Raw genomic sequence first — 22,004 nt, forward strand, 5'->3', positions numbered from 1 at the left:
CTATATGTCCTTCATGCCTGCACGATACCCCACTGCCGAAAAGGAGATCGCCATGACCGACCTTTCGCCCCTGCAGCCTCGCGCCCAGCACCTCCTCGAGAAAGCGCGCGCCAAGGGCGTGACGATCGCCACCGCCGAGAGCTGCACCGGAGGTCTGGTCGCCGGCCTGCTCACCGAGATCGCCGGCTCGTCGGATGTCGTCGAACGCGGCTTCGTCACCTACTCCAACGAAGCCAAGATCGAGATGCTCGGCGTGCCGGAGGCGACGTTGGTCGCCCACGGCGCCGTCTCCGAAGCGACGGCTCGCGCCATGGCGGAAGGCGCGCTTGCCCACTCGCGCGCCGTCTTTGCCGTGTCCATTACCGGCATTGCAGGCCCCGGCGGCGGTACCGCCGACAAGCCGGTTGGCCTTGTGCATTTCGCCTGTGCAGGAAAGGGTCGCGCGACCATCCACGCCGAAAGACGCTTCGGCAGCCTCGATCGTGCCGCCGTGCGCTATTCCGCCGTAACTCAGGCGCTCGCCATGCTGGAAGAGGCCGTCGCCGACTGGAGCCTTACCGCCTGATCGGGCGGCGCCACGTTGCGCGCCTTGATGAAATCGATGAACGCACGGAGCGGCGCGGGTACCAGCCGGCGCCCGGGGTAATACAGGAAGGGGCCGGAAAAGCCCGGCCACCACGGCTCCAGGACCGGCTCCAGCGCTCCGCTTGAGAAGTGCGGCCGAATCCAGTCCTCGAAGAGCCCCATGATGCCGACGCCTGCGATAGCGGAGGCCACCATCAGCTCCGACGCTCCGGTCCCGACGACCAGTTGTCCCGTCGCGTCGACGCGGAAGACTTCGCCATCCCGCTCCAACTCCCAAGGCGCGACGGCTCCACTGGCAAAGCGGCTGCGGATACAGTTGTGGACAAGAAGATCGCGCGGATGGATCGGCCGTCCGTGTCCGTCGAGATAGGCAGGCGACGCCGCGAGCGCATACCGCTGGCGGCGCGGCCCGATCGGCACGGCGATCATGTCCTGTTCGAGCCGCTCGTCATAGCGGATGCCGGCATCGCAACCCGACGCCACCAGATCGACGAAGGTGTCCTCGGCAACGATTTCGAGATGGATATCGGGATAGGCGGCAAGGAAGGGTGGCACGATGTCCGGCAGCACCAGCCGCGCCGCGCTGACGGGCACGTTGAGCTTGAGCCGCCCGGCGATCCGCTCGCGATAGCCGTTGACGACGTCGAGCGCCAGGTCCACCTCGGCGATGGCGGGCGCCAGACGGTCGGCAAGCTCCCGGCCGACGGCCGTCAGTTCGACACTGCGTGTGGTACGATGGAGAAGCCGCACCCCCAGCCGCGCTTCAAGCCGCCGCACCGCCTCGCTGAGCCGCGAGGCACTGTCGCCCGTCGCACGCGCCGCGTCGCGGAAACCACCGGCCTTCACGATCGCCAGGAATGCCGAGATATCGCCGAAGTCCACGCTCATTGTTCGGTTGTCCGTACAGCTTGTGCCGACATTAGCCCGTTATCCGCACAGCGACCAGGGGTTATCTCTGAGGTCCACCAGCGCAGGAGAAAGTCATGTCATCCATCGACAAATCCGGAACCTACCGCCTCGGCGACCGCACCGTGAAGCGACTCGGCTATGGCGCCATGCAGCTCGCCGGCCCCGGCGTCTTCGGGCCGCCCAAGGATAGGCCGCAGGCCGTAGCCGTGCTCAGGGCGGCGATCGCTGCCGGCGTCGATCACATCGACACCAGCGACTTCTATGGCCCGCATGTCACCAACGAGATCATCCGCGAGGCGCTGCATCCCTACCCTGATAATCTCACCATCGTCACCAAGGTCGGCGGCAAGCGTGGTGCGGACGGCTCGTGGCTCAAGGCCGATGCCCCCGACGAACTGCGCTCGGCCGTTCACGACAACCTTCGCAACCTCGGCCTGGAGACTCTCGACGTCGTCAACATGCGTTTCATGTTCGATCCGCATCACCCGGCCGAAGGACCGGTCGAACCGCAGATCGAAGTGCTGGCGGAGTTGCAGCGGCAGGGGCTCATCCGCCATATCGGCGTCAGCCACGTCACTTCGGCGCAGGTCAAGGCGGCCCGTCGCATCGTCGACATCGTCTGCGTCCAGAACCTCTACAATCTGGTCCGACGAGACGACGACGCCCTGATCGACGAGCTTGCCGCCGAGGGTATCGCCTATGTGCCCTACTTCCCACTGGGCGGTTTCTCACCGTTGCAGTCGGACACGCTGAGCGCACTGGCAAAACGGCTTGGCGTCACGCCAATGCAGCTGGCGCTCGCCTGGTTGCTCAAGCGCTCGCCCAACATCCTGCTCATTCCGGGCACGTCGTCGCTTGGCCATCTCGAGGAAAACCTCGCGGCGGCGAACATCGAGCTCGACGGCGCGACGCTCGCGGAGCTCGACGCCATCGGCAAGGCGTGACGCACCGGTGAGGCTGCGGCTCAGCCGCGCCTCACCGCCTGAACTGGCGATAGAGCGAGATGATGACGACGGCGCCGATGGTGCCGCCGATCAGGTTGGCGATCCAGCCGCGCGGAAAGAAGCCGAGCTGACCGGCCGCCCAGCCAAACGCCACGGCGCCGACCACGCCGAGAATGAGATTGGTCAGAAGACCATGATCGGAGCGGGTGAAGCGCTCGGCCAGCCAGCCGGCCAGCAACCCGATGATGATGGTTCCAATGATGCCGACGCCTGCCATTCCGGGCCTCCATGATCGATCATGGCCGTCAATGTAAGATGCGCTCACTGCGTCGGAAAGAGGCATGGCGACGCGAGAACCGGCATCGTCTTTCTCACCGAAGATGCGCCGTCAGGATTTTGAAGCTGGCATAGCCAAAGGCGACCGCGAGCAGTCCGTCGAACGCGCGACGGACACGGGCGAAAAGGCAGGCCACCGCCGCCGAGGAGAACAACAGGGCGTAGGTCAGGAAGATCAGCGTGCTCTGCAAGCCGACGGCCAGGATGACCGCCAGCAGCGTGACCGACGGAGCATCCGGAGGCACGCCAACCGAGTACAAGGCACCGAAGAACAGGATGGCTTTGGGATTGGTGAGATGGAGCAGCAGGCCCTTGCGATAGGCCTCTCCCGGCGTCACCAAGCCCGTCGCGCCCAGTGTCAGCGTCTGGGGATGTAGCGCGCTCCATGCCGACTTGATGGCGAGATAGAGCAGATAGCCGGCACCGGCGTAGCGGACTGCTTCCAGGATCCAGGCATTGGCCAGCATGACCGCACCAAGGCCGAGCGCGGCGGCGGCCGACCAGGTGAGCGAGCCGGTCACGACGCCAAGCGCCATGGCGACGCCGCGATGCCGGCCGGCACCCGCGGACATCGAGGCAATGCCAAGTGTCGCCGGTCCGGGGCTGGCGGTGGCGATGAAGGCGGCGGACAGGATGATCGGAAGATTGACGACGAGCCCCATGTTCACCTCCCGCTTCGATCAGGCGCTGACGCCGTAAAGCGCATCGGCGCGCCGTTCGAAAGCTTCGGAGAACTTGCGGAAAGCTCGATCGAACATCGACCCCATCAGGGCGCCGAGCATCCGGCTGCGAAACTCATATGAGATCCAGAAGTGGATATCGGAGCCGCCGCCGTCGCGCGGCGTAAAGTTCCACCTGTTGTCGAGGAAACGGAATGGGCCGTCGATATATTCGACCTTGATGGCAAGCGCGGCGCGATCGAGCGTCACCATCGAGGTGAAGGTCTCGCGCACCGGACCATAGCCGGCGGTGAGATCGGCGATCAGCACCTCGTGCTCCGCCTCGTCGACGCGGCGCTGCCGGACGATCAGGCGCTCGCAGAGCGGCACGAACTCGGGGTATTTCTCGACGTCGGCCACCAGATCGAACATCCGCTCCGGGCTATGGTTGACGTGGCGCACGGTCTCGAAGGTCGGCATTGTCCGATAGGGTCCTGTTGGTCAGCAAGAAACAAGGCGGCTGGTTGGGCCGCCTTACGCTTTTCAGACTTCGTGTCGAAACGCAATGCTGAGGGGCTCAGCCCTTTGCCTCGGCAAGCTTCTTCTCGCGGTTGGCGCGAAGCTGCGCGAAATCCTCGCCGGCGTGATGAGACGACCGGGTGAGCGGACTGGACGACACCATGAGGAAACCCTTGGTGTAGGCAATGGTTTCATAGGACTTGAACTCGTCCGGCGGCACGAAGCGGATGATGGGGTGATGCTTGGAGGTCGGCTGCAGATACTGGCCGATGGTCAGGAAGTCGACGTCGGCCGAACGCAGGTCGTCCATCAGCTGCAGCACCTCGTTCCGCTCCTCACCAAGACCGACCATGATGCCGGACTTGGTGAAGATGGTGGGATCGAGTTCCTTCACCCGCTGCAGGAGGCGGATGGAGTGGAAATAGCGGGCGCCGGGACGAACGGTGAGGTAGTTCGAGGGTACCGTCTCGAGATTGTGGTTGAAGACGTCGGGCTTGGCCGCCACCACGACTTCCAGGGCGCCTTCCTTCCTGAGAAAGTCGGGCGTCAGCACCTCGATGGTGGTCGACGGAGACCGGGCGCGAATGGCACGAATCACCTGAGCGAAATGCTCGGCGCCGCCGTCCTTGAGATCGTCGCGGTCGACCGACGTGATGACGACGTGCAGGAGCCCCAGCTTCTCGACCGCCAGCGCCACGTTCTCCGGCTCGGTTGGGTCCAGAGGCGCCGGCAGGCCGGTCTTGACGTTGCAGAAGGCGCAGGCGCGCGTGCAGGTGTCGCCCATGATCATCATGGTGGCGTGCTTCTTCGACCAGCATTCACCGATGTTGGGGCAGCCCGCCTCCTCGCAGACCGTGAAGAGACCGTTCTCCTTCACGATGCCCTGCGTTTCCTTGTAGACCGGCGAACCCGGCGCCTTGACGCGGATCCACTCCGGCTTGCGCTGGATCGGATTGTCCGGGCGGTTGGCCTTCTCGGGATGGCGCGCCTTCGGCGCTGTCTTCACGGTATCGAGAATGGTGACCATCGTCCGTCGCTTTCTGCCCGTTCTGGCCGACCCTCAGTCGGTCTTCTATGATCAACTTCCTAGCAAAACTACGGAGAACGGGCCATGCCGCTCCCGTCACATCTGGCCTGCGCCGTCGTCATGCTGGGGCTAGAAGCCGCCGCCGGTCTTGAACCCGCCACCACCCGAGCCGCCGCCCGTTCGGAAGCCGCCGCCGCCTGAGCCGCCGCCCCAGGATCCGCCGCCACCCCAATGGCCGCCACCGAAATCGTCGCGGCGGGGAGACCTGCCGCGTCGATAACCATCGCGGAAAGCCCCTTCCAGCACGGCCGCCGTGATGGCGCCGGAAATGATGCCGCCGATCAGGTTGCCGATCACTTCGCCATTGGAGAAGCTGCCGTTGGGGCGATCATAGCCATTGCGGCGGAAGGTGTCGCGCGAGTGCTCCAATTCCTGCCGCTTGTTGGCGATATCGATCGACGTACGCCGAAGTTCATCAGCCTGGGCATCGACGCGAACGAGATCGCGCTCGATCTGGCGCAACCGCTTGACGATGCGATCGTCTTCCGGCGTCGGGGTCGCTTCGGCGCGGCGGACGAGGTCCACCATGTCGGCGCGGGCCAGCGTGCCGGCCAGGTCGTCGATCACGCCGCGCACCGCCGGATCGCCGTTGTCGTCGAGCGCCGTCGCCGTTTCCTTGTCGATGCTGTCGACGTCGGACCTGACGCGGGCGATGTCGGTTTCCACCTTGGCCAGCGCCCGGTCGGCATCCGCCACGGCGGCTTCGAGCGGCACGATGCCATCGGCCTCCAGCGCTGCCCGTTCGTGAGCCTGGCGGGCCGCGATGGCACTTGCGACATCGGCCTTGAGGCGCTCCGCATGCTCGGCGAGGCGCAAGGGAATCTCGGTGAGCATGAAATAGTTGACGCGCGCCGCGTCATAGCCGGCGAGCCGTGCGACCTTGCCATCGAAGTAGCGCGTCAGCGGCCCCGCCCGGTAGGTGGACGTGCCGTAGCCACGCTGCCAGAGATAGAAGAACAGCCGATCGTCCTCGTAGGGCTTGCCCTTCACGGCGCGATCTTCCTCGGCCTGGCGTCGCTTCTCTTCGGCTGCCGTCGCCGTTGTCTCAGCCGCCTTGATCGCGGCGGTAAGGCTCTGCCACTCGTCTTCGGTTGCAAGACGCGCCTCGACGGCATCCGTCTTCGCCTCGACCGCATCGATTGCCTCGTCGCGCAGCTTGACGGCCTCTTCGCGCTTGTCTTCCAGCGCATCGAGCTTCAGCAAGGCACCTTCGCGGCTGGCCTTCAGCTCGGACAGCCGGTCTCTGCGCTTGTCGAGCACGACACGAGCCCGGCGCTCGACGCTGTCCAGTTCGCCGACCACCTCGTCACGGGCGATGGCGTCGAGCCTCAATCGGGCCAGCGCCCGAAAGGCGTCGGCCTTCTCGGTCCGGAGACGGTCGCCCTCGGCCTTGGTGTCGGCCAGCATGGCGACAAGGCGATCTTCGTCGCGCCGAACCCCGAGGATCGCCCGTTCGATGTCGTTGAGCGCCTGCTGCGCGGAAATCATTCTGCTTCCTTGGGTTCTAGAGCAATTTCAGCAAAAGTGGAAAGCGGCTTTGCGTCCGAAATTGCGGCGAAACAAATAGTTAGAGCGTTTTCGGCGAACCAGGGTTTGCCGGAAATGCCCTAGGTGGGCTTACCAGCTGGTGATGGCGCCAGCGAGAACATCCATCTCATAGACGGGCGCGAGGCTGCCGCGCGGCTTCTCGCCGAGAATGTTGTCCTCGACGATGCCGTCGTCGCTCTTGTCGGCCGCCACCTTGTCATAGGTCGCCTTGGGAACGCGAACGCCCCACTTGTCGACCGTCTTGACCGTTCCGTCCTCCTCGCTGGTAATCGGCAGCTTGAGGGCGTCGCCGGACGGCGTCACCGCCTCGACGATCAGATAGTAGTTGCGCGCCTGGGTGTTGACGTCGGGAACCCGGAACACGCCCGTCCGCTCGCCGGGCCGCGACACGATCCTGAGTTCGTAGGTCTGGGCCAGTGTCGCCCGCAGATCGGCCAGAGCCGCCACCGCCTGGCGCGCCGCGGCAGCATTCCCGCCGGCGACTGCCGCCCGGGCGGCGGCGACGCGCTGCTCGGCCTCTGCCTTGGCATCGGAAGTCAGCGCTTCGGTCACCAGCGCGGCCTCGGCCGTGTCGACGGTTTCGGGCAGCGTCACGGACATCTCGATCCGCGCCGCCTCGCTTGCCCGTTCGGCCGACGTGACCCGCCAATAGGTGACGCCACCCAGCATAATGAGGGCGACAAGCGCGCCGGCCACCACCTTGGCCACCATGGCGCGCCCGACCCAGAGCAGCGCCATCGTCCGGGCGAAGGACGGCGGCGCCGGATCGTAGGTGAAGCGGCTCTCCTTCAGGGCCCGAATACCATCATCAAGGATGCGGTCGGAGACCTTGAGCCCCTGCCCTTCGTAGAGCGTCCGGAGCCTTTCCTTCAGCGTGGCGTCGCGGCTGTCCTCGCTGAGCGCCTTCTCGACGAGCCCTTCCTGGTGACGAAGCGTGTCGACCACGTCCATCGCCAGCATCAGCTCGTCGAGTTTTGGGGCGGCCGCGCCGCCCTGAGCGATGTCAGCCATTCAGCACCAGCGCGTTGCCCTGCTCGGCAAGGCGGGCGATCCGCCGTTTGCCGTCCTCGACGGCGGCCCGGATCTCCTCGGAGTTCTTGGTGGCCAGCGTCCGCATCTCGGCGATGATCTCGGTCGAGCGCTCCTGGTAGTTGACCACGCTGTCGACCAGCTTCTTCACCGCGTCGGCGCGGACCGTCGGGCCATAACCGGCCTTCAGCGCCTCTTCCTGCACCTTGCCGCCGATGTCGGCCAGCACTTCCAGCGACTTCGAGACGCCCTCCTTCATGGAGTTGAGCGTCTGTGTCGACTCGTGAAGGCCGAACACGCCGGTGAACGACGCCTTCAGCGCCGTCAGCACCGACTCGTTGGTCGTGAAAAAGGAAACGGACTGCTGATAGACGCGCTCCTTCGCCGACGTCGTCTGCAGGAGGCGCGCCATGATCACTTCGGACGTGTTGTAGCCGACGGTGAGGTTGTCGGCGAGGTCCTTGGCGATCTGGTATCGGCCTTCCTCGTTCTGCATCGCCCGGAGCTTCTCGTCGCGGGTAAGCTCCAGCCGCGCCCGCTCGGAGGCGTCCGTACCCGCGAATCCTGCCACCGCTTCGGACGCCTTGGTGAGTTCGTCCTTGGCGACGGCGAGCTTGGCCTCGCCCGCCTTCAGCACTTCCAGCGCGGCCACCTCGGCCTGCTTCAGCGCGCCCCGGAAATCGCGATAGGCTTCAAGGATCACCTGCTCGCGCTCGATGTTGGTCTTGGTGTCGCGGGCCACTTCTATGTAGGTGTCGCGAATGCTGTCGAAGCGGCTGGCGATATCGCCGCGCGAAATCTTCATCCAGGCGTTGGTGGCCCGCTCGAACAGGTCGAGCTTGCCGTCGGAGATCTGGTCGACCATCGCCTTGGCGTCGTCGCGGATCGAGTTGAAACCCTGCGTGATCTTCTCGTAGCGCTCGCCGATCGACATTTCGGAAATCTGCTCGCGCACCACCTCGTTGAACACGCTCATCTGGCTGAGCGTCCGGGTAATGACGGCGATCCTGTCGGGGTCGAGATCGGTGATCCGCTCGAGAAGACCGACGATCGGCGCCTCCTCGGTTCTGGCCGGCAAAAGGCCGAGGTCGCGCAAGCCGCCCATCGCCTTGTCGAGATACTGCATGGGCGTTTTCACAATGTCGGTCGTGGTCAAGGCCGTTTCCCTCAGTCACCGGAAGCGCGGATAAACGTCCGCGGGGCGTCGCGGAAAATGTAGTAATCTCTCAAGCCGCCGCAAGCAGACGTTCAGCGAAAATTCAGGCGCCGAACACAGCCTCCAGCGCGTCCCGCATCACCTTGGCGTCAGGTTCGCGCTCCGTCCACAGGCGAATGCCGATGACGCCCTGGTTGACCAGCATGCCGAGACCGTCGAGCGTTGTGGCACCATGCGTCTCCGCCATCCGGAGAAAGGCGGTGTGCGGAGGGTTCGGAATGACATCCGCCACCACAAGGCCCGGACGAACCGTGGTGAAGTCGACAGCGGGAACATCGCCGACACCCGGGAAAAGACCGATCGACGTCGCGTTGATGAGAATGTCGACATCCTCGGGAACCACATAGTTTCCCTTCCACGACACGAACTCAGCCGCAGCCGGGGTATGCGCCGCCACAAGCTGGACCACGGCTCTGCCGCGCGCCTCGTCGCGGTTGACGACGGTGATCGAGGCCGCGCCGGCCAGCGCCGTCTCCACGGCGATCGCCCGCGACGCACCGCCGGCACCGAGCACCACGACATGCTTGCCCTTGGGATCGCTCACCGTTTTGAGCGAGGTGAGAAACCCCTTGCCGTCGGTGTTCTCGCCGATCAGCCGGCCGTCCTCGTTGATGACGCAGTTGACGGCGCCGATGATCTCGGCCGAAGAGGCCAACTCGTCGATGAAATCGATCACTGCCACCTTGTGCGGCAGCGAGCAGTTGAAGCCGCGCCAGCCCATGGCGCGAGCACCACGCACCGCATCGCCCAAGTCGGCCGGAGCCACGTCGCAGTTGATGTAGCGCGCGTCGAGGCCCATGGCGCGATAGGCGGCCTCGACCATGGCGACCGTCGGGTTCTCGGCCACCGGTGTCGCGAAGCAGCCCGTGAGAAGGCTGAGAAAGTTGACCTCGACCGGCATGGCGTCATCCTCCAGCGAAGGGCGGACATGCCGCCACGCCCCTCCTCCGAGCGACCTTACCGCCTGGACACCGGATTGAAAACGCTACCGTCGGCCTTGACAGCTAGCGGCGCCCCTTGAGCGGCGTCACCGTTGCCGAGGGCTTGTCGGCGACGAGCCGCTGTTCGATCACACCACGCCAGCCGAGGCCACGGTAGGTTTCATAGCCGGGCGTGGCGTGCTGGGCGACAATCCGTCCGTCGCGCACCTGCCAGCCCGCCGCCGCGTCAGCGAACGCCGAGAGCTTCTCAGTCAACAGGCCGGCCCCGTCCGACGAGGCAATGACGCGATTGTCGCGGTCGACGATCAGCACGCGACTCATCGCCCATTCTTCGTCGGTCAGGCGGACACCCTCGACGATGGTCTTTGACTGGGGCTCCCAATCGAAGTGGATGGCGAGAAGGCCGATAGGACGACCGTCGGCCTCGCCTCCGGTTCGTACTGGCGTGACGAAGGTGGCGACCATGGTGTCGGCCAGAAGCGGCTCGCGGGCGATGTCCTCGGCGTGAAAATCGTCTCCGGTCCTGAGGCCCATGCCCGTGCGGAACCACGGGCGCGAGGAGACGTCGGCGCCAGCCACGGGAAAACGACCGCCTCGACCGGTGGCCACGACCTTGCCTTGGGTATCGCAGAGCCAGATGTCGAGATAGACGGTGTAGGCGCGAAGAATGACATCGAGACGCCGGGCCGCATAGGCGAACGCGGCCTCCCCGGGCTCCGTCATGGCATCGACAAAGGCTGAGTCGGTGGCCCACCAGCGCACGTCGCAGGTGCGTTCGTAAAGATTGCGATCGACGATCTCGATGGCGTTGAGCGCCAGATCGACCAGCCGTTGTCCTTGCGACGACTGGCTCATCTCCTGGACCAGAGAGGAAATCTCGCCGATCTCGGAGGCCAGCTCGGCTTCGAGCGCAGTCGACAGCTTCTCCACCTCTTCGGAAATGCCGCGCACTTCCTGGCTGACCACCGCAAAGCCGCGTCCGGCCTCCCCGGCCCGCTCGGCTTCGATCAACGCGTTGAGGGCCAGGATCCGCATGCGGCGATTGATCGCCCTGATCTGGCCCACCTTGTTGAAGGCGATTTCCTGGACGGAGGCCGACTTTGACGAAATATCGCGAATGGATACAACCGAAGCTGTCATCCGATCCCCCGATCACTGCATTTGCTTTGCGAAGAGTCGCATCGACCCCGTTAACAAAGTAAAAACAACAATCGAGGAACTACATAAGGAGCTGCTGTTTTTATTTGCAGAATGGCTCTGCAATGCAAGCGCCGCGCATAGAAACCGCTCAGACGACCATGCGCGCCAGAAAAACGAAGATGATCGCACCGATGGTGGCGACGGCAACTTCGTGCAGGAACGGACTTGCAATGGGAAGATTGATGCCGGTCCATTGCAGTACCAGACCGCCGACGAACGAACCGATCAGGCCCGACACGAGATAGCGGATGAGGCCACCACCGCCGACCACGAAGCTCGCGAGCCAACCGGCAAGAAGGCCAATGGCGCCCCAGACGAGAAAGGCATGACCCTGCATCGGGTGTCTCCTGAACATGAAAAGGCCGGCGGGATCGCCGCCGGCCTCTGCGTTAAATTGCGATTCGCATCTCAAATATGGATGGCGCGACCGTAGGCGGCAAGTACGCTCTCATGCATGGTTTCGCTGACGGTCGGGTGCGGGAACACCGTGTGCATCAGCTCTTCCTCGGTGGTCTCAAGCTGCATGGCGACGACGAAGCCCTGGATCATCTCCGTCACTTCGGCGCCAACCAGATGCGCGCCGAGCAGACGGCCGGTCTTCGCATCGAAGATGGTCTTCACGAGGCCTTCGGGCTCGCCGAGCGCCACCGCCTTGCCGTTGCCAATGAACGGGAAGCGGCCGATCTTCAGCTCGAAACCGGCTTCCTTGGCCTTCTTCTCGGTCAGGCCGACGGAGGCCACCTGCGGGTGGCAGTAGGTGCAACCGGGGATCTGCAGCTTGTCCATCGGGTGAGGATGCAGGCCGGCGATCGCCTCGACGCACAGCGTGCCCTCGTGCTCGGCCTTGTGGGCCAGCATCGGCGGACCGGCGACGTCGCCGATGGCATAGATGCCCGGCACGTTGGTGCGGCCGAGACCGTCGGTCGCGATCGTGCCGCGATCAAGCTTCACGCCCAGCGCCTCGAGCCCAAGGTTCTCGACGTTGCCGACGACGCCCACCGCCGAGATGACGCGGTCGGCGACGATCTCCTGCTTGGATCCGTCCTTGAGTTCGATGGTGGCCGTCACCTCGTTTGAGCCCTTCTTCAGCGAGGCGACCTTGGCCTCCAGAAGGATCTTCATGCCGGCCTTCTCGAAGCGCTTCTTGGCGAGCTCGGCGATCTCGTGATCCTCGACCGGCATCACCTGGCTCATCACCTCGACGACGGTCACTTCGGAACCGAGAGCCCGGTAGAAGCTCGCGAACTCGATGCCGATGGCACCCGAGCCAACCACCAGAAGACGCTTCGGCAGCTCTTCGGGAACCATCGACTCGAAATAGGTCCAGACCAGCTTCTTGTCCGGCTCCAGGCCCGGCAGCACGCGCGGACGGGCGCCGGTCGCCACGATGATGTGCTTGGCCTCGTAGTCGCCGGCCGGCAGCCAGCCCTTGGGCGCGCCATCAACCGCCTTCACCTTGACCTTGCCGGGGGCGGCGATCGTCGCCTCGCCCCAGATCAGGTCGACCTTGTTCTTCTTGAGCAGGAAACCGACGCCCTGGCTCATCTGCTGGGCGATGCCGCGCGACCGCTTGACGATGCCGGCAACGTCGGCGCCCGGCTTCTCGGCCTTGATGCCATAGTCGGCCGCGTGCTCGATATAGTGGAAGATCTCGGCCGAGCGCAGCAGCGCCTTGGCCGGAATGCACCCCCAGTTGGGGCAGATGCCGCCGACATAGGCGCGTTCGACGACGCCGACCTTGAGGCCGAGCTGGGCGGCGCGGATGGCGGCGACATAGCCGCCGGGGCCGGAGCCGATGATCAGGATGTCATACTGGGACATGGGTCTATGCCTTCAATCTTGGGTCGGCGCGGGCCGGGCCTCGCGCCGGAAGCAGGCGGCGCCGGCAGAGCCGGCGACCGCCTCCCGAAACGCACGACGGAGGTGTTCCGTCACACCAGCATCGACATCGGCTTCTCGATGAAGCCCTTGAACGCCTTGAGAAGCTCGGCGCCGAGCGCGCCGTCGACGGCGCGGTGATCGGTGGAGAGCGTGACGCTCATCACGGTGGCGACGGCCAGCTGGCCGCCCTTGACCACCGCCCTCTGCTCACCCGCGCCGACCGCCAGGATGGTAGCGTGCGGCGGGTTGATGACGGCGGCGAAGTCCTTGACGCCGAACATGCCGAGGTTGGACACCGAAGTAGTGCCGCCCTGGTATTCTTCGGGCTTCAGCTTGCGGTCCTTGGCGCGCCTGGCCAGATCCTTCACCTCGTTGGAGATGGTGGACAGGCCCTTCTCGTCGGCCCTGCGGACGATCGGCGTGATCAGGCCACCGGGGATCGACACGGCGACGCCGACATCGGCGTGCTTGTGCTTCAACATGCCGCCATCGGTCCAGGACACGTGGGCGTCCGGCACGGCCTTCAGCGCCAGCGCATAGGCCTTGATGACCATGTCGTTGACCGACACCTTGTAGGTCGGCTTGCCGTCGACGGTTGGCGCGGCGTCGTTGATATCCTTGCGAAGGGCGAGCAGCGCATCGAGCTCCACATCGACGGTGACGTAGAAGTGCGGCACCGTCTGCTTGGACTCGGTGAGGCGGCGCGCGATCGTCTTGCGCATGCCGTCGTGCGGGATCAGCTCGTAACTGTCCGGATCGAACAGCTTCAACGTCGTCTCGTCGCTGGCGCCTGCCGGCTTCGGAGCGGGCGCGGCGGCCTGAGCCTGCGAAGCAGGAGCCGCCGCCTTCGGTGCCGCTTCGGCGCCCTCGACGTCGCGCAGGATGACGCGGCCCTTCGGCCCTGAGCCCTTGACGGACTTGAGGTCCAGGCCCTTCTCCTTGGCGACACGGCGAGCCAGAGGCGAAGCGAAGATACGCTCGCCGTCGCTTGCCTTGGCGCTCTCCGCCTTGGGAGCTTCGGGCTTGGCGGCTTCGGCCTTCGGGGCGTCCGCCGGCTTTGCCTTGTCTTCTGCCTTCGGCGCATCCGCCTTGGCCGGGGCGGGAGCCGCCCCATCGGCCGCCGAGGCGGCGGCTTCGACGTCCTCGCCCTCTTCGGCCAGAATGGCGATCACGGCGTTGACCGGCACGTCGGAAGCGCCTTCGGCGACCACCAGCTTGGCGACGGTGCCCTCGTCGACCGCCTCGACCTCCATGGTCGCCTTGTCGGTCTCGATCTCGGCGAGGATCGTGCCGGATTTCACGGCATCCCCCACCTTGACGTTCCACTTGGTCAGGTTGCCCGTCTCCATCGTGGGAGAGAGCGCCGGCATCAGGATCTTGATCGGCATTTCATCTCTCCTCAGCGATAGGTGACGGCGCGCACCGCCTCGACCACCTCGCCGACGTTCGGCAGGGCAAGCTTCTCAAGATTGGCCGCGTAGGGCATCGGCACATCCTTGCCGGTAACGCGGGCCACCGGCGCGTCGAGATAGTCGAAGACATTGGCCTGGATCTGATAGGCGATCTCCGAGCCCACCGAGCCCTGCGGCCAGCCCTCTTCGACCGTCACGCAGCGGCCGGTCTTCTTCACCGAGTTGACCACGGTCTCGATGTCCATCGGGCGGATGGTACGGAGATCGATCACCTCGGCGTCGATGCCGAGACCGCTGAGTTCCTCCGCCGCCTTGGTGGCATAGGTCATGCCCATGCCGAAGGAGACGATGGTCACGTCCTTGCCGGCCTTGTGGATACGCGCCTTGCCGATCGGCAGAACGTAGTCATCGAGCTTCGGAACATCGAAGTGATGGCCGTACAGGATCTCGTTCTCGAGGAAGATCACCGGATTGGGGTCGCGGATCGCGGCCTTGAGGAGGCCCTTGGCGTCGGCGGCCGTATAGGGCATCACCACCTTGAGGCCGGGGATCATGCCGTACCAGGCGGCATAGTCCTGGCTGTGCTGGGCGCCGACGCGGGCGGCGGCGCCGTTCGGGCCGCGGAACACGATCGGGCAGCCCATCTGACCACCGGACATGTAGAGCGTCTTGGCCGCCGAGTTGATGATCTGGTCGATCGCCTGCATGGCGAAGTTGAACGTCATGAACTCGACGATCGGCTTCAGCCCGGCGAAGGCCGCGCCAACGCCGATGCCGGCAAAGCCGTGCTCGGTGATCGGCGTATCGATGACGCGGCGGGCGCCGAACTCGTCCAGAAGCCCCTGGGAGATCTTGTAGGCGCCCTGGTACTCGGCGACTTCCTCGCCCATCAGGAATACGTCTTCGTCGCGGCGCATTTCCTCGGCCATGGCCTCGCGGAGCGCCTCGCGTACTGTCTTGCTCTCATACTGAGTGCCAGCAGGGATATCCGGATCGGCCTCGGCCTTGACGGCCGGCGCTGCCGGCACCGTGCTCGATGCCTGCGCCATCGGCTGCTTCTTCTCAGCCGGAGCGGCCTCGGCGGCGGGCTGCGGAGCTTCGCCGGCTTCCGGCTTGCCCGTGGCGGCCTCGCCCTCTTCGCCGACGCGGGCGATCACCGCATTGACCTTCACGCCCTCGGTGCCCTCGGCAACCAGGATTTCAAGCAGCTTGCCCTCGTCGACGGCTTCGATTTCCATCGTCGCCTTGTCGGTCTCGATCTCGGCGAGAACATCTCCGGATTTCACATCGTCACCCACCTTTTTCAGCCACTTGGTGAGCGTACCCTCTTCCATGGTCGGCGACAGCGCCGGCATCAGGATGTCGATTGCCATTTTGAAAAACCTTTCGGCGCTGTCAGCGAAGAATGTCGGTCCAGAGCTCGGACGGATCCGGCTCGGCGTCGGCGGAGGCGAAATCGGCGGCGTCCGTCACCACGGCGCGTACCTTCTTGTCGATCTCCTTGAGATCGTCCTCGCTGGCCCAGCCCTTCTCGACAAGGCGCTTCCTGACCTGCTCGATCGGATCGCGCTCGTCGCGCATCTTCTGCACTTCATCCTTGGTCCGGTACTTGGCCGGGTCGGACATCGAATGACCGCGATAGCGGTAGGTCTGCATTTCCAGGATGTAAGGGCCGTTGCCGGCTCGCGCCCATTCGACGGCCCGGTCGGCCGCCGCCTTGACGGCACGGACGTCCATGCCGTCCACCTGCTCGCCGGGAATGTTGAAGCTCTCGCCGCGCTTGGCGAAATCGGTCTGGGCCGAGGACCGGCTGACCGAGGTACCCATGGCATAGCGGTTGTTCTCGATGACGAAGATCACCGGCAGCTTCCAGAGCTGCGCCATGTTGAAGGTCTCGTAGACCTGGCCCTGGTTGGCGGCGCCGTCGCCGAAGTAGACCACCGACACGTTGTCGGTGCCGCGATACTTGTCGGCGAAGGCGAGACCAGCGCCGATGGGCACCTGGGCGCCGACGATGCCGTGACCGCCGAAGAACTGCTTCTCGCGGCTGAACATGTGCATCGAGCCGCCCTTGCCGCGCGAGTACCCGCCCTGACGGCCGGTCAGCTCGGCCATGACGCCCTTGGGGTCCATGCCGCAGGCCAGCATGTGGCCATGGTCGCGATAGGACGTGGTGACCTGGTCCTCGCCTTCGCGCAGCGCCTTCTGGATGCCGACGACGACAGCTTCCTGGCCGATGTAGAGATGGCAGAAGCCGCCGATGAGGCCCATGCCGTAGAGCTGACCGGCCTTCTCTTCGAAGCGGCGGATCAGCAGCATGTCGTGATAGGCCTTGAACTCGTCGTCCTTGTCGAACTCGGCGATCTGGTAGTTGATGGCAGAACTGGAGGCTTTGCCGGTTTTCTTCGTTGCGGAGGTCGGTGCCGAAGCGCGTGCGCGCTTCTCGGTCGCCGGTCGAACAGCCATTGCTTGCTCCTCCCGTATCGGGATTATTCCGTAGAGGCGCCGACGGAACCCCTTTCCGGCGAGCAAGTCAAGGTTTGCAACGCATGTCAATCATGCGAAAGCCGCATCACTGAGGCGGCAGATTAACTGAAATCAAGTTAATTCATGGAAAATATAGCAATATCAATTGCTTTTTGCCTGCGCCAGCTTGTCAAAATCCATGATGACCACTTCATTGGGATTGACCACCGACAGCTGGACGCGGGCGCGTTCGTCGACCATGTCCTGGTCGAGGCTGGACGGGCGCAACAGCCTGACGTGAGCCTCCAGAGCGGCCTTTTCGGCATTGAGACGAGCCAGTTCGGCATTGAGTTCCTGGGTACGGCTCTCGAAGCGGGCTCGCCCCACCATGCCGTACTCGCCATTGACGGCGTGGTAGCCGAAATAGCCCAGGAAAACGGCGGTAACGGCCGGAAGGATCAGGCGACGCAGCCAAGACGGACGGTACTGGCGGGTAATCATACGCAACAAACCCATGCAGGCAGCGGGAACATCCTGGCCCCTTGCCGAGGAATCTGGACCAACGTGGTAAAAGGACGGTGAACGGGACGCCGTTCCCGTGCGAAATGAGTCTCGCAAGCCTCGCAATAGGCAAAAGGTGGCAAGCTTTCCACAGGCCGCGCCGATCACGACATCGTGCGCGCGGCGGAGCCGCCAAACCGCCATCAAGTCGAGAGATGGAGAAAGAAAGAAGGTGGGAGGATCCGCTGTGAGGATAGCGCAGCCGCGACCGGCAACAGTGTTGTCCGTTCTCGGTCACGTGTTGGTCATCACGCTCCTTGCCATCGAAGCGCCTCGCCATTTCACGGTCGAGCAACAGCCGTTGGCGGTCGACGTGGTCATGGTCCCGCCGGTGGAGGTCGTGCCCGACGGAGGCCCCGCCTCCGAGCCCGCCGCCACTCTACCCGAAGGCACCGCCAAGCCGTCGCCCCTACCGGTCCGTCCATCCACGGGCGGACGAATAACGGCGACCGATTATTTCGCCGCCGCCGTCCTCGACGATCCGCGCAATCGCGAGACCCGAGAGACGATCTCGACGCTTACCAGCGACGAACGACTGATCCAGCTCTGCAACATCGAAGCGATGGAACAGCTGAAGCACTGGAAGGCCGGCTTCGTACCCAACAGCGTCGTTCCCTACGCGACGGCCGACCCGCTGTTGAAGGCCGCGTCCATGGAAGCGCCCGGCGCGGCCGTTCACGCCGGCGGCAAATGGTATCGGCTGTCGTTCGCCTGCGGTGCAACGGCCGATCTCACTCGCGTCGCCTCTTTCAGCTTCAAGCTCGGCCGGCCGATTCCCCAACGGGAATGGGAACAGAACTCGCTGCCGGAGCTGGTCGAGGGCGAACCGACGGACTGAATTCACCTCACCCGGCGATGGCGAGGCTCTTCAGTTTGCGATGCAGTGCCGAACGCTCCATGCCGACGAACTCGGCAGTCCGCGAAATGTTGCCACCGAAGCGGTTGAGCTGGGCCTTAAGATACTCCCGCTCGAAAATCTCGCGCGCTTCCCTGAGCGGCAACGCCATCAGATGCTCGCCACCCGAGCCCGACGGCAGCGACGGCAGCATCGTCCCGATCTCCGAGGGCAGCAGATCGGCTGTGATCACCGCCTCCGGATCGCCGCGCGTCAGGATCATCAGCCGCTCGACGTTGTTGCGAAGCTGACGGAGATTGCCCGGCCAGTCGTGCGACTGCAGCACGGCCATGGCATCCTCGCCGATGCGCCGCACCGGCAGGCCGGTGGCCCGGGAGATCTGGTGCATCATCTGTTCGATGAGAAAGGGGATATCCTCGCGCCGTTCGGAAAGGCCCGGCACGCGCACGGGCACCACGGCGAGACGGTGGAACAGGTCCTCGCGGAAGTGTCCCTCGGCGATCTCGCGTTCGAGGTCGCGCGCCGTCGACGACACGTAGCGCACGTCGACGTGCACCTTCTGCGTTCCACCGACACGCTCGAAGGCCTGTTCGACGAGAACGCGCACCATGCGGTTCTGCATGTCGCGTGGCATGTCGCCGATCTCGTCGAGATAGAGCGTGCCGCCGTGCGCCTCTTCAAGCGCGCCGACCTTGCGCTTGCCGTCGTCGTCGGACTCGCTGCCGAACAGCTCGATTTCCATTCGGTCGGGCGAGAAGGCGCCGGCGTTCAGCACGACGAACGGACCGGCCGCCCGGTGCGAGCGCTCGTGGATGGCACGCGCCACCGACTCCTTGCCGGATCCGGACGGTCCCGAGATCAGCACGCGGCTGTTGGTCGGCGCGACGCGGTCGATGGTATTGCGAAGCTGATTGACCACGGACGAGCCGCCGACAATGCCCTCCTGGCGATCGGAGCGGATCTGCAACTCGCGGATTTCGCGTTTGAGGCGCGACGATTCCAGCGCCCTTTCGGCGATCAGCACCAGGCGGTCGGCCTTGAAGGGCTTCTCGATATAGTCGTAGGCGCCGCGCTTGATGGCGGAGACGGCCGTCTCGACATTGCCGTGGCCGGAGATCATCACGACCGGCACGTCGGGATTGCTGGACTTGATCTCGTCGAGGAGCTGCAGGCCATCCATGCGGCTGCCCTGCAGCCAGATGTCCAGGAAAATCAGTTGCGGACGCCGCTCGGCAATGGCCTGAAGGGCCTTGTCGCAGTCGCCGGCTGTCCGTGTGCCGTGACCCTCGTCTTCAAGGATGCCCGCCACGAGGTCGCGAATATCGGCCTCATCGTCAACGATCAGAATGTCGGTCGCCATTGTTTCCTGCGTATCCGTTCCGCCGCCGAGCGGCCGCCCTAAGCCCCGGCCGCTTCGGCAGTAACATAAATGTCACACGATCTGAAGCCCTATCGGTCGTAAACCACCGACATTCAGCCCGTTCTGTTCGGATCGACCGGCAGGCTGATCCGCACCATGGCGCCGTGTCCCCCGTCGGCCACAGCCGGCGCATCCAGAAGGTCGATGCTGCCGCCGTGCTCCTCGACGATCTTGCGCACGATGGCCAGTCCCAGGCCGGTGCCCTTCTCGCGCGTCGTCATGTAGGGCTCCAGCAACCGATGCCGCTCGGTCGTCGGCAGGCCGATGCCGGTATCGACCACTTCGACGATGTTGAAGTCTCCGGCCTCGCGGCCGCAGACGTCGACGCGGGCTCCCTTGCGGTCGTCCTCCGGCAAGCCCTCGATCGCCTCGACGGCGTTCTTGACCAGATTGGCAACCGCCTGGCTGATCAACCGGTGATCGAACCGCCCCTTGAGCGGCGTTTCCGGCAGATGCGCCTCGAAGGTGATCTCCGGATGGCCGACGCCGAGCAGGAACACCGCCTCGCGCACGCACTCGCTGAGGTCGCGCTCCTCGAAGGACGGCTTGGGCATGCGCGCGAACTGCGAGAACTCGTCGACCATGCGGCCGATATCGCCGACCTGCCGGACGATGGTGTCGACGCACTGGTCGAACACCCGACGATCGTCGTCCATCACCAGCTTGCCGAACCGCCGCCGGATGCGCTCGGCACTGAGCTGGATCGGCGTCAGCGGATTCTTGATCTCGTGGGCGATGCGGCGGGCGACGTCCGCCCAGGCCGAGGTGCGCTGCGCCGACACCAGTTCGGAGATGTCGTCGAGCGTCACCACGTAACCATGCTCGCGGTCGAGCGAGCGGTCGGGCGTCACGCGGACCGACACCGTGCTCTTGTGGCCGCCACGCACCAGCGCGATGGTCGCCTGATGGGACCGTCCTTCGTCGTCGTCACGCAGGGCAGCCGACAGGAGGTGGGCCAGTTCGGGCACCTCGTCGACCAGCAAACGGCCGACCAGATCGAAAAGCTCCACTCCGAGCAGCGACAGCGCTGACGCATTGGCGATGGTGACGTGACCGTCGTTGGAAATGCCGACGACGCCCGCCGACACGCCCGACAACACCGCTTCTGTGAACCGGCGCCGCCTCTCGGCTTCCTCGGACGCCGAGATCAGCTCTTGCCGCTGGCTCCTGAGCTCCACGGTCATCTTGTTGAAGGACGCCCCCAGGCTGGAGATGTCGTCGGTGGTGGCTCCGACGGGCACGGCGGCGTTGAGATCGCCGTGCGCCACCCGATCGGCGGCATTGATCAGGTGCCGTATGGGCGCGACGAGATAGTTGGCGAACGACAGACCGATCCACATGGCGCCGAGCAGGAAGACGACCGACATGCCGCCGAAGATGATGGCAAACCCCATCTGCACGTCGGAACGGTTGTTCTCCAGCTCGCGGTACTCCATGGCGCTGTCGCGGGCGAGCTTCAGGTTGTCGAGCACCTGCTTGTCGAGAAGGCGAACGATGTAAAGATAGGTCTCGTCATAGCTCCTGAGCTTCAGCAGTCCGCCCACCTGATTGGACTGTCCCGGCTGCAGGAGCACCGCCGTTTCCTTGCGCGCCTCGTCGATCGCCGCCGGCGTCGGCATGACCGTCTTGACGGTCGGGTCGACCTCCGTGCGCACGATCACGTTGCCGTTCTTGTCGAGCAGATAGGCGCTCTGCAAGCCATGCAGCGAGGCCTGCAATCGCATCAGGCTCTCGAACCGGGTCGGTTCGTAATCGTAAAGCGACTTGGCCGCATCGAGCGAACTGGCAATGCTGATGAGATCGGCCCTGAGCACGCGGGCATGCTCCTGCATGTAGGCGCTCGCCACGGTCAGCACGTTGTCGACCACCTGCCGCGTCCGCGATTCGAACCAGTGATCGAAACCTTGGTTGAGCGAGACGGTAAAGGCCACCGCCACCATCACCGCCGGCAAGGCGGCGATGAAGGCAAAGAGTGCTACCACGCGCAGGTGAAGCCGGGCCGCCGCCCGCCCCTCCAGCCAGGCGCGTCCAAGCTTCCATACCTCCTGGCCGACCATGAACAGAATGGCGAGGAGGAGAAGGCCATCGATCACCAATGCCCCACGAAGAAGGTCGGTGGTCGGCGGAACGGGCAGCAGATTGGAGATCAGCGCGAAGGTGGTCAGCGAGAAAAGGGTGGCGACCGCCACCAGCACGAGACCGAGCAGCCGCCGCCCCCGCCCTTCGGCATAGACGTCCTTCATCGCCATCGGCCTTGCGGCAATCTCAGTCTGTCCGGCCGACAAGTCCGCCATCGTGCGCCTCCATTCATCACGCGAGCCGTCTATCACGATTGCGGCTTCTTGACGAAAACAACGTGCAAAAGCCGACTCTCCACCCCTTTTTGCCCCGCTGCCGCCACAAGGCCCGCTTTACATCCGCCCGCAATGAACTAA

The 22,004-nt window shown here is 64.8% G+C and carries 21 protein-coding genes; 3 read left to right on the top strand and 18 right to left on the bottom strand.

All coding sequences use genetic code 11. The features are described from left to right. Positions 1-52: 52 nt before the first annotated feature. On the top strand, positions 53-565 hold the full coding sequence (locus M4J39_RS04785) for a CinA family protein (RefSeq protein ID WP_251726640.1): 513 nt from the start codon (positions 53-55) through the stop codon (positions 563-565). Here the strand turns inward: M4J39_RS04785 and M4J39_RS04790 are convergent. Beyond that, positions 511-1,473 (bottom strand): LysR family transcriptional regulator, encoded by a 963-nt coding sequence (locus tag M4J39_RS04790; RefSeq protein ID WP_251726641.1) that lies wholly within the window; start codon positions 1,471-1,473, stop codon positions 511-513. The genes M4J39_RS04785 and M4J39_RS04790 overlap by 55 nt on opposite strands. 95 nt (positions 1,474-1,568) lie before the next feature. On the opposite strand from M4J39_RS04790, the gene M4J39_RS04795 reads away from it, so the two are divergent. Next, positions 1,569-2,438, top strand: a complete 870-nt coding sequence (locus M4J39_RS04795; protein ID WP_251726642.1) for an aldo/keto reductase family oxidoreductase — start codon at positions 1,569-1,571, stop codon at positions 2,436-2,438. Positions 2,439-2,469: 31 nt separating this feature from the next. Here the strand turns inward: M4J39_RS04795 and M4J39_RS04800 are convergent, their stop codons facing one another. The 15 genes from M4J39_RS04800 to M4J39_RS04870 form a co-directional block, all read right to left on the bottom strand. Next, positions 2,470-2,715, bottom strand: coding sequence for a GlsB/YeaQ/YmgE family stress response membrane protein (locus tag M4J39_RS04800; protein ID WP_251726643.1), 246 nt, complete (start codon positions 2,713-2,715; stop codon positions 2,470-2,472). Between the two features lie 94 nt (positions 2,716-2,809). Continuing rightward, the gene (locus M4J39_RS04805; RefSeq protein ID WP_251726644.1) at positions 2,810-3,436 is read right to left on the bottom strand and encodes a LysE family translocator; all 627 of its coding nucleotides are present in this window, start codon (positions 3,434-3,436) and stop codon (positions 2,810-2,812) included. Between the two features lie 18 nt (positions 3,437-3,454). Continuing rightward, complete coding sequence (locus tag M4J39_RS04810) at positions 3,455-3,913, bottom strand: type II toxin-antitoxin system RatA family toxin (protein ID WP_251726645.1); 459 nt, start codon at positions 3,911-3,913, stop codon at positions 3,455-3,457. Positions 3,914-4,010: 97 nt separating this feature from the next. After that, a complete protein-coding gene (lipA, locus tag M4J39_RS04815; RefSeq protein ID WP_251726646.1) occupies positions 4,011-4,979 on the bottom strand; it encodes a lipoyl synthase in 969 nt (322 codons plus the stop codon). A gap of 129 nt (positions 4,980-5,108) precedes the next feature. Then, positions 5,109-6,527, bottom strand: a complete 1,419-nt coding sequence (locus M4J39_RS04820; protein ID WP_251726647.1) for a hypothetical protein — start codon at positions 6,525-6,527, stop codon at positions 5,109-5,111. A gap of 129 nt (positions 6,528-6,656) precedes the next feature. Then, positions 6,657-7,598: a DUF6384 family protein gene (locus tag M4J39_RS04825; protein ID WP_251726648.1), complete on the bottom strand. Its 942-nt coding sequence runs from the start codon at positions 7,596-7,598 to the stop codon at positions 6,657-6,659. Then, entirely contained in the window at positions 7,591-8,742 is a 1,152-nt protein-coding gene (locus tag M4J39_RS04830; protein WP_251726804.1) for a cell surface protein, read from the bottom strand. The genes M4J39_RS04825 and M4J39_RS04830 overlap by 8 nt, the downstream gene beginning before the upstream one ends. Positions 8,743-8,875: 133 nt before the next feature. Continuing rightward, positions 8,876-9,733, bottom strand: a complete 858-nt coding sequence (gene aroE / locus M4J39_RS04835; RefSeq protein WP_251726649.1) for a shikimate dehydrogenase — start codon at positions 9,731-9,733, stop codon at positions 8,876-8,878. A 103-nt stretch (positions 9,734-9,836) separates the two neighbouring features. Then, positions 9,837-10,913: a methyl-accepting chemotaxis protein gene (locus tag M4J39_RS04840; RefSeq protein ID WP_251726650.1), complete on the bottom strand. Its 1,077-nt coding sequence runs from the start codon at positions 10,911-10,913 to the stop codon at positions 9,837-9,839. Positions 10,914-11,061: 148 nt separating this feature from the next. Further along, positions 11,062-11,310 (bottom strand): GlsB/YeaQ/YmgE family stress response membrane protein, encoded by a 249-nt coding sequence (locus M4J39_RS04845; RefSeq protein ID WP_251726651.1) that lies wholly within the window; start codon positions 11,308-11,310, stop codon positions 11,062-11,064. Positions 11,311-11,381: 71 nt separating this feature from the next. Next, positions 11,382-12,794 carry a dihydrolipoyl dehydrogenase gene (lpdA, locus tag M4J39_RS04850; protein ID WP_251726652.1) on the bottom strand — a complete coding sequence of 471 codons (1,413 nt, stop codon included), beginning with the start codon at positions 12,792-12,794 and terminating at the stop codon, positions 11,382-11,384. 110 nt (positions 12,795-12,904) lie between these two features. Beyond that, positions 12,905-14,242, bottom strand: coding sequence for a pyruvate dehydrogenase complex dihydrolipoamide acetyltransferase (locus M4J39_RS04855; RefSeq protein ID WP_251726653.1), 1,338 nt, complete (start codon positions 14,240-14,242; stop codon positions 12,905-12,907). Between the two features lie 11 nt (positions 14,243-14,253). Next, the gene (locus tag M4J39_RS04860; protein ID WP_251726654.1) at positions 14,254-15,639 is read right to left on the bottom strand and encodes a pyruvate dehydrogenase complex E1 component subunit beta; all 1,386 of its coding nucleotides are present in this window, start codon (positions 15,637-15,639) and stop codon (positions 14,254-14,256) included. A 22-nt stretch (positions 15,640-15,661) separates the two neighbouring features. After that, a complete protein-coding gene (gene pdhA / locus M4J39_RS04865; protein ID WP_251726655.1) occupies positions 15,662-16,732 on the bottom strand; it encodes a pyruvate dehydrogenase (acetyl-transferring) E1 component subunit alpha in 1,071 nt (356 codons plus the stop codon). A gap of 162 nt (positions 16,733-16,894) precedes the next feature. Continuing rightward, complete coding sequence (locus tag M4J39_RS04870; RefSeq protein ID WP_251726656.1) at positions 16,895-17,248, bottom strand: septum formation initiator family protein; 354 nt, start codon at positions 17,246-17,248, stop codon at positions 16,895-16,897. Between the two features lie 265 nt (positions 17,249-17,513). Between M4J39_RS04870 and M4J39_RS04875 the strand changes: the two genes are divergently transcribed. Further along, positions 17,514-18,131: a DUF930 domain-containing protein gene (locus M4J39_RS04875; RefSeq protein WP_251726657.1), complete on the top strand. Its 618-nt coding sequence runs from the start codon at positions 17,514-17,516 to the stop codon at positions 18,129-18,131. A gap of 7 nt (positions 18,132-18,138) precedes the next feature. On the opposite strand, the gene M4J39_RS04880 is transcribed toward M4J39_RS04875, so the two are convergent. Together M4J39_RS04880 and M4J39_RS04885 are read right to left on the bottom strand one after the other, a co-directional pair. Beyond that, on the bottom strand, positions 18,139-19,509 hold the full coding sequence (locus M4J39_RS04880; protein ID WP_251726658.1) for a sigma-54 dependent transcriptional regulator: 1,371 nt from the start codon (positions 19,507-19,509) through the stop codon (positions 18,139-18,141). Between the two features lie 113 nt (positions 19,510-19,622). Next, the gene (locus tag M4J39_RS04885; RefSeq protein WP_251726659.1) at positions 19,623-21,863 is read right to left on the bottom strand and encodes a PAS domain-containing sensor histidine kinase; all 2,241 of its coding nucleotides are present in this window, start codon (positions 21,861-21,863) and stop codon (positions 19,623-19,625) included. Between the last annotated feature and the right edge of the window lie 141 nt (positions 21,864-22,004).

This window comes from Pleomorphomonas sp. NRK KF1 (genome assembly GCF_023721755.1).
In the GTDB taxonomy this organism is placed as follows: Bacteria; Pseudomonadota; Alphaproteobacteria; order Rhizobiales; family Pleomorphomonadaceae; genus Pleomorphomonas.

Coding starts and splice junctions, on each gene's coding strand:
- M4J39_RS04880 (WP_251726658.1), bottom strand. CDS start 19,509: ATGGCGACCGACATTCTGATCGTTGACGATGAGGCCGATATTCGCGAC.
- M4J39_RS04800 (WP_251726643.1), bottom strand. CDS start 2,715: ATGGCAGGCGTCGGCATCATTGGAACCATCATCATCGGGTTGCTGGCC.
- M4J39_RS04790 (WP_251726641.1), bottom strand. CDS start 1,473: ATGAGCGTGGACTTCGGCGATATCTCGGCATTCCTGGCGATCGTGAAG.
- M4J39_RS04885 (WP_251726659.1), bottom strand. CDS start 21,863: ATGGCGGACTTGTCGGCCGGACAGACTGAGATTGCCGCAAGGCCGATG.
- pdhA (WP_251726655.1), bottom strand. CDS start 16,732: ATGGCTGTTCGACCGGCGACCGAGAAGCGCGCACGCGCTTCGGCACCG.
- M4J39_RS04795 (WP_251726642.1), top strand. CDS start 1,569: ATGTCATCCATCGACAAATCCGGAACCTACCGCCTCGGCGACCGCACC.
- lpdA (WP_251726652.1), bottom strand. CDS start 12,794: ATGTCCCAGTATGACATCCTGATCATCGGCTCCGGCCCCGGCGGCTAT.
- aroE (WP_251726649.1), bottom strand. CDS start 9,733: ATGCCGGTCGAGGTCAACTTTCTCAGCCTTCTCACGGGCTGCTTCGCG.
- M4J39_RS04805 (WP_251726644.1), bottom strand. CDS start 3,436: ATGGGGCTCGTCGTCAATCTTCCGATCATCCTGTCCGCCGCCTTCATC.
- M4J39_RS04825 (WP_251726648.1), bottom strand. CDS start 7,598: ATGGCTGACATCGCTCAGGGCGGCGCGGCCGCCCCAAAACTCGACGAG.
- M4J39_RS04860 (WP_251726654.1), bottom strand. CDS start 15,639: ATGGCAATCGACATCCTGATGCCGGCGCTGTCGCCGACCATGGAAGAG.
- M4J39_RS04855 (WP_251726653.1), bottom strand. CDS start 14,242: ATGCCGATCAAGATCCTGATGCCGGCGCTCTCTCCCACGATGGAGACG.
- M4J39_RS04810 (WP_251726645.1), bottom strand. CDS start 3,913: ATGCCGACCTTCGAGACCGTGCGCCACGTCAACCATAGCCCGGAGCGG.
- M4J39_RS04845 (WP_251726651.1), bottom strand. CDS start 11,310: ATGCAGGGTCATGCCTTTCTCGTCTGGGGCGCCATTGGCCTTCTTGCC.
- lipA (WP_251726646.1), bottom strand. CDS start 4,979: ATGGTCACCATTCTCGATACCGTGAAGACAGCGCCGAAGGCGCGCCAT.
- M4J39_RS04785 (WP_251726640.1), top strand. CDS start 53: ATGACCGACCTTTCGCCCCTGCAGCCTCGCGCCCAGCACCTCCTCGAG.
- M4J39_RS04820 (WP_251726647.1), bottom strand. CDS start 6,527: ATGATTTCCGCGCAGCAGGCGCTCAACGACATCGAACGGGCGATCCTC.
- M4J39_RS04840 (WP_251726650.1), bottom strand. CDS start 10,913: ATGACAGCTTCGGTTGTATCCATTCGCGATATTTCGTCAAAGTCGGCC.
- M4J39_RS04830 (WP_251726804.1), bottom strand. CDS start 8,742: ATGCAGTATCTCGACAAGGCGATGGGCGGCTTGCGCGACCTCGGCCTT.
- M4J39_RS04870 (WP_251726656.1), bottom strand. CDS start 17,248: ATGGGTTTGTTGCGTATGATTACCCGCCAGTACCGTCCGTCTTGGCTG.